Source organism: Bradyrhizobium sp. Mp27, assembly GCF_029953005.1.
Taxonomy (GTDB): Bacteria; Pseudomonadota; Alphaproteobacteria; order Rhizobiales; family Xanthobacteraceae; genus Bradyrhizobium; species Bradyrhizobium barranii.
Genome location: NZ_JASAUS010000262.1, coordinates 1 through 6,539, shown reverse-complemented (window position 1 = coordinate 6,539; position 6,539 = coordinate 1). Strand labels below are relative to the sequence as shown.

The window sequence follows — 6,539 nt, the reverse complement described above, 5'->3', positions numbered from 1 at the left end:
TCAACGCATACAACGACAGAGCCGAGCCCTTCGTCTGGACCAAGAAAAAGGTCCGTCAACGCCGTTTCAAAGGCCGCCGTATCACTCAGCTCTGATTCCGGGTACTAGGTGGACACTAGAGCGAGCCGGGATCGGGCTCGGGCTCGGGCTCGGGCTCGGCGAGCCGCACAACAAAAATATCGAAAAACAACCCCATGCACAGTAGCTGGCGGCAGCGATATCAATGGCTTGATACCCAGCAACTGCGGATTTTACGAAATCAGCTTGATCCGTCGGGCAAAACAGTGGCACAATGCCATCATCGCTGCCCATGGACAGCCGGTGGCTTCCATCGCCAACTCGGACACCCCGGTTACTAGGGGATCGGCAAGCTAAAGCCCGCCCGCGACAATTGGGAACGGTGGAGCATACCATCACCCGATGAAATGGAGCCGCTTGCGCGCCGACATCTTGGGCCACAGCAAAGGCTAATCAATCATCCCAAAATTGGCGCAACAAATCGAACATCAGTTGCGCCCCATCTTGAATCAGCATTTTGGCACAAAGTGCATATTACGTCCGGCCTCGCTGAGGACCGCTATTGGCTCATGGCCGACCTATCGTGGCCGTCTGCTTGATGTCGGTTTTTGACCCAACTGCGACATCGCTGGCAGCATCCAGTTTTCGCCGGAGCCCTTTCAATTGGGCGAGAGGTCCGGCGATCTGCGCTTCCGGCGATAGATGCGCCTTCGCAGACTCTTCCAATGTGCTATTCTTATCGTAGAGGCCAAGGTATCCCATGACAGGTACTGCAGAGTGGCTCGCATCGATCGGTTTGGGGGAGTACGCCCAGCGTTTCGCCGAGAACGGCATCGATTTCTCGGTCGTTAGCGATCTCACGGAGCAGGACCTCAAGGACCTTGGCGTCCTGCTTGGGCACCGGCGCAAAATTCTGCGCGCAATTGCAGAACTCAAGAGTGAAGTCCTCGTATCAGCCCGAACGGCCGCCAAACCAGCGCCGCGGGACAGTGCCGAGCGGCGCCAACTGACGGTCATGTTTTGCGATCTCGTGGATTCGTCGGCACTTTCGGTCCGACTGGATCCAGAGGACTTGCGCGCAGTCATCGGCGCCTATCACGACTGCATCGCGGATGTTATCGCCCGGAGTGAGGGCGTCATCGCGCGGTACATGGGGGATGGCGTGCTTGCCTATTTCGGCTATCCCCAGGCCCACGAGGACGATGCCGAGCAGGCGACACGTGCGGGGCTGGCACTGGTCGATGCCGTGGCCAATCTCCAGACAGATATCGGTACGAGACTACAGGTCCGCGTTGGCATCTCCACCGGAATGGTCGTCGTGGGCGATCTGACCGGCGAAGGCGCCGCCAAGGAGCAGGCGGTGATTGGTGAGACACCGAACCTGGCCGCTCGCCTGCAGCAGTTCGCCGAGCCCGGCATGGTGCTGATCTCCGAGAGCACGCACCAGCTCACCGATGGACATTTCGAGTACCGCGATCTCGGTTCTGTCGCGCTCAAGGGATGGGCGGAGCCAATACCTGCATGGCAGGTGCTCGGGATCAGTGGAGTGGAAAGCCGCTTCGAGGCCCAGCACAAGACGCAATTGACACCGCTAATCGGGCGTGACGAGGAGATCGAGCTGCTGTTGCGGCGCTGGCGGCATGCCGCGTCGGGCGAAGGCTGCGTCGTGGTTCTAACTGGAGAGCCGGGTATCGGTAAGTCGCATATCGCGCTGGCGCTTCAAGAGCGGCTCCAGGCCGAACCGCACATTACGGTACGGCACTTCTGCTCGGCGCACCACGCCAACAGTGCGCTGTATCCGTTCATCGCCAACCTCGAACGTGCCGCCCGGTTCGAGCGAGGCGAGACACCGACGGAGAAGTTTGCCAAACTTGAAGCTCTGCTCCTGCGGTTTGGCGCCGATGCAGACCGCGTGGTGCCGGCCCTGGCCAATCTTCTGTCGCTTCCGCTTCGCGACCGCTATCGCCTTCCCGAAATGACTCCGCAGACCCGCAAGGACATGACGCTGGCAGCGTTCCTGGCCCAGCTCGAAGCATTGGCGGCGCGTCAGCCGGTGTTCGTCATATTCGAGGATGCCCATTGGGCGGATCCGACGTCGCTGGAACTGCTCGCGGTTACACTGGAAAAGCTGCCGCGGCTTCGCGTGCTGCTGCTGATCACGGCGAGACCGGAGTTCGCGCCGCCCTGGCCTGGTCATGCCCATGTGACGACGATCTCGCTCACGCGGCTCAGTCGGCGCAACGGGGCGGCATTGGTCGAGCGCGTCACCGCCGGCAAGACGCTCCCCGAGGAGGTCATGCACCAAATCCTCGCCCGTACCGATGGCGTACCCTTGTTCGTCGAGGAACTGACGAAGGCCGTGCTCGAAACCGGGCTGCTACAGGAGCGGGACGACCATTACACGCTCAGCCGTCCGCTACCATCGATGGCGATTCCGACGACGTTGAGCGCATCGCTGATGGCCAGGCTCGACCGATTGGCTCCGGTGAAATACGTGGCTCAGATCGGCGCCGTCGTGGGGCGCGAGTTCTCCTACGAACTGCTGAGCGCCGTTGCCGAGTTGCCAAGGCAGACGCTGGAGGAGGCACTTGCCCAGCTTGTCCGGGCGGAGCTGATATTCTGCCGGGGCGAGATCCCCCGGGCGGTCTATACTTTCAAGCATGCGCTGGTACGCGACGCTGCCGAATCCGGGCTTCTGAAGAGCCGACGCGCTACGCTGCACGCCACCATCGCGGACGTGTTCGAGCAACAGTTCCCGGAAATCGTGGAGGCTCAACCCGAGACTCTCGCGCTCCACCTCACGGAGGCGGGACTGTTCGAAAAGGCAGGGGAATATTGGCTTCAGGCGGGAAGGAAGGCGGCCATGCGCTCCGCCAACCTCGAAGCTATCGCACACCTGCGGAAGGGCATCGAGGTGTTGGCCCATTTGGCCGACGGTGCTCGGAAGGACAGACGAGAGCTTGATTTCCAGTTCGCGCTGGGACCATGCCTGATCGCTACCCAGGGACCGGCATCGCCACATGCGGTGGCGATCTTCGCTCGCGCACGCGAGCTGTGCCAGCGCCTCGAAGATCCCCCCGAGCAACTACAAATTATGTTCTGGTTGACCACCGCGAGCGTCATTCGTGGCGAGTTGCCGGTCGCCGAGGAAATGATCTCGGCGCTGCTCGAACTCGCGGAGGCGCGCGGCGATCGACCAACGTTGCTCAACGCGATGCGTGGACAAGGCATGATTCGACTTTTCATGGGACATCTCACAGGAGCCCACGAAGTGATCGTACGGGCCTTCGACGCGTTCGAGGCAAGCAACGAGCAGGACAGGTTGGCGGCGCGTGCCGCCGGCCAGGATGCGGGCGTAGCCGACCTTGCCCTGATGTCATGGGCGCTCTGGCTGCTGGGCCGCCCCGATACCGCGCTCGAACGACTGGACACCGCGGTTCGGCGTGCCGACGCGATCGGTCATCCGCATTCGCAGGCTTATGGATGCTATTATGCGTCCATTCTCCACGCTCTTCGGGGCGAGTTCCTGACTGCGCACGGCTATGCCGAGCGCTGTCTCGCCTTGTCGGAGGAGCACGGATTTCGGCAATGGCGAGGATTGGCGCGCGCCGTCCGGGGGATAAGTGCCAGCTTTCTTGATCCTTCGTCCGCCGCGCTCGCGGAAATCCAGGCTGCGATGAATGAATACCGTAACGCCGGCTATCAGCTCGGCATCACGGCCCTATACGTGCTCCTGAGCCCGGCGTTGCTGTCGAGCCGTCAGCGCGAAGCCACGCTCGATCTGATCGAACAAGGCCTTGCTACAACCAGCCGTAACAGCGAGCGGATATTTGAGGCCGAACTGTATCGACTGAAGGCGCGCGTGCTGCTCGTCGATGGCGTACCGGGAGCCGGCACCGATGCGCAATCACTGTTCGAGCGCGCACTTACAACTGCAAGAAGCCAACACGCCAAGGCCCTTGAACTTCGAGTTGCAGTGGACCTCGGCGCCTTGTGGGTCGATCAGGGCAGACGCAATGAAGCGCTCGACCTGCTTGCTCCCGTCTACGCGGATTTCACCGAGGGCTTTGAAACGCAGGATCTAAAACAAGCAAGGGCGCTACTCCACCGACTGCGGTAATTCTGCCTGGACGACAGATAGTGGAGTCCGGTTCAGCGGTTGTAGAGCTACTTTAACCTTGGCACTACGCATCCGCTCGCTCTCGGCATTTACGATACGTATCTTGCACCTTTTGCCATCCCTCCTTGTCGTTTTTCTCCGGATGCTCATTTATAAAGTGCGGCCCGTCATGCGGCGGAAGGTTTGGATGTGCGCGATACCTCTTGATTGCCTGTTCCGCAGCGGCTCTTCCCAGCTCTCGCCCGTTATAGAGGTTGCTGTGATTCCATTTGAAATTGATGTGCCCCGGCACCTGGATCTCGACGATTATGCCTTCCCATTTGGGTTCGTCGTACTGCACGTGATATTTGAAGATCCTGACGTCATCTTCGCCAACGGTCGCTGCGAATAACTGGCAGAGATTCGCCAGAGCATCATGAAGGTCTTTCGGTTTGCGGACCTTCTTTGAATCAACGATCCTGCTGACCCATACTTCGTCCAGCGTATCGTCCGGTGGGTTATGGTGCTCCTCGAGCAAGCTCTCGAAGTTGACGGTGTCGATCAGCGCTCCTTCGCAGTACGTAACTCCGTCGATCTCAACTGTTTCTTCGATGAAGGGAAGAGCTGAGCACGCACATAGGCTGGACGCGCTGATTGGCCCTTTGTACTCTTTCTTGTCGGCTTGCTGGAGCATTGGTCGGTTGGAAAACAACGCGAGCTTATGGTCATCGAGATTCCAGGCGTTGTGAAATATGACGGGCTTTCCAGGCTCTTTGAGCGCTTCGAAATTTATGCTCTTCATGAACTGGCTATTCGGATAGTTGATCTTGGAGAGGCCAGTGACATGGGACAAGTACATCATTGACGTGAGATAGCGAACGAAGGGATTGGGTGCCAGGACCTGATTAAGGATCCATCTGTTGATGTCCCCGTCGTCCGGGATCGTGAACTTCTGTTGAGGGAACCAGAGCGACATAGAATCCCTGAAGGCATTCACCACGGTCGATGGGTCCCATAAATGCAGATAGTTCTTAGGATCCATGACGAAGCTGGTCAGAGCCCTGCTCATGCTTCCTGCCCAATCCGGACCAAACACGGTGTTTATGGGGAAGCGCTTATAGCCTTCGTCGTCTCGAAACACCCCATTCTTGAAAAATTGATAGGTCTTTCCCGCCCTGACTTTGTTTTCAACTCCATCAAACTGATTGTAGACGATCCCAACCCAGGCGCCGATGCAGGACAACGCCCACACGTCAAACTCTATATCTGCGTTGGCAAGGGCTTCCAGAACCCCGATGTGCAATCCTGCTGCCGGACCGCCTCCGCCGAGCGCAATCGCTCTCTTTACCATCGGATCCTCCATCTGATTTATCGTGTGGCTTATTCTCCAATCAACTTTCTGAATTGCGTGACGAGATTGGCCGTTCTTGGGCTCTCGGCCGCACAGAATGCCATCGAACCAACTTTGCCAGTTCATTGTGCCAGCATTGCGAATTACGATACGTGCGACGGAGCGGTGGACGTCGATGTTCGATCTCGAATCTGCTGATCCCACTGGCGCACGTCGGCCAAGAGCCCGCTCAGCGTATCGCGGTCTGGACCGTCCATTTGTGAACCACTTCACGTACGATATTTATTGCCGACCATGGCAGCGGACCTGTTGTCCAATCGCGACTTCCGTTATTGGCCCAAAGCGGACGCTTTGTAGTCTTTGCTCAGATGTCCGCTTATGACCCCGCAGACGTCGATCCCTAGCGATCATGACTTGCCGCTGTTACCCCCGTTGACTAGCTTAGCTGCTGGCAAAATGCCCTGTCGTGAAATTTGCAAGACCGATTTGATAGACTCTGTTTGAACACATGGGTGTCTTCATGGTTCGGCTTCCGGTTATTTTCTTGCTGGGGAGTTTCTGTGCGTCATTGAACAGTTTGAGCGCTTTCGGACAGAGTTGCGGCACAACGCCGCTCGACGTGCAAATCCTCGGTTCTGGTGGCCCCAGAATGAATCCCACTCGGGCATCGTCGAGTTATCTGGTCTGGATCGAGGGGCGCGCAAGAATACTCATCGACATGGGCGGTGGCGCTCAACACCGCTTTGGTGAATCGCAAGCCAAACTCGAAGACTTGTGGATGGTCGGAATAAGCCATCTTCATCCAGATCACGTTTCCGACTTGCCTGCGTTCCTTTGGCTGAGCCACGAGGTCCGCAAGGAACCTCTCAAGGTTTTCGGTCCTACAGGCGACGATGCGGCCCCTGACTTTGCGATTTTTCTCAACAGGCTTTTTGACGAGAAGACTGGCGCATTTCCAGTGGAGCTATGGCTGATTTTGGGTGACGCGGCCTGATCAGGCGGCGTGGCTTTCAGTGTTCGGAATGACTTCGATTCCGTCGATGAACTTTACACCGGCGATGACTTTCGGCA

General features: G+C 58.3%; 3 protein-coding genes. 2 read left to right on the top strand and 1 reads right to left on the bottom strand.

Annotated features, from left to right (window positions below; all coding sequences use genetic code 11):
- Positions 1-778 precede the first annotated feature (778 nt).
- On the top strand, positions 779-4,138 hold the full coding sequence (locus QJT78_RS47320; RefSeq protein ID WP_028149394.1) for an adenylate/guanylate cyclase domain-containing protein: 3,360 nt from the start codon (positions 779-781) through the stop codon (positions 4,136-4,138).
- 64 nt (positions 4,139-4,202) lie between these two features.
- Here the strand turns inward: QJT78_RS47320 and QJT78_RS47315 are convergent, their stop codons facing one another.
- Positions 4,203-5,480, bottom strand: coding sequence for a patatin-like phospholipase family protein (locus tag QJT78_RS47315; protein WP_038943767.1), 1,278 nt, complete (start codon positions 5,478-5,480; stop codon positions 4,203-4,205).
- A 496-nt stretch (positions 5,481-5,976) separates the two neighbouring features.
- Between QJT78_RS47315 and QJT78_RS47310 the strand changes: the two genes are divergently transcribed.
- The gene (locus QJT78_RS47310; RefSeq protein WP_281460733.1) at positions 5,977-6,462 is read left to right on the top strand and encodes an MBL fold metallo-hydrolase; all 486 of its coding nucleotides are present in this window, start codon (positions 5,977-5,979) and stop codon (positions 6,460-6,462) included.
- The last annotated feature ends 77 nt before the right edge of the window (positions 6,463-6,539 follow it).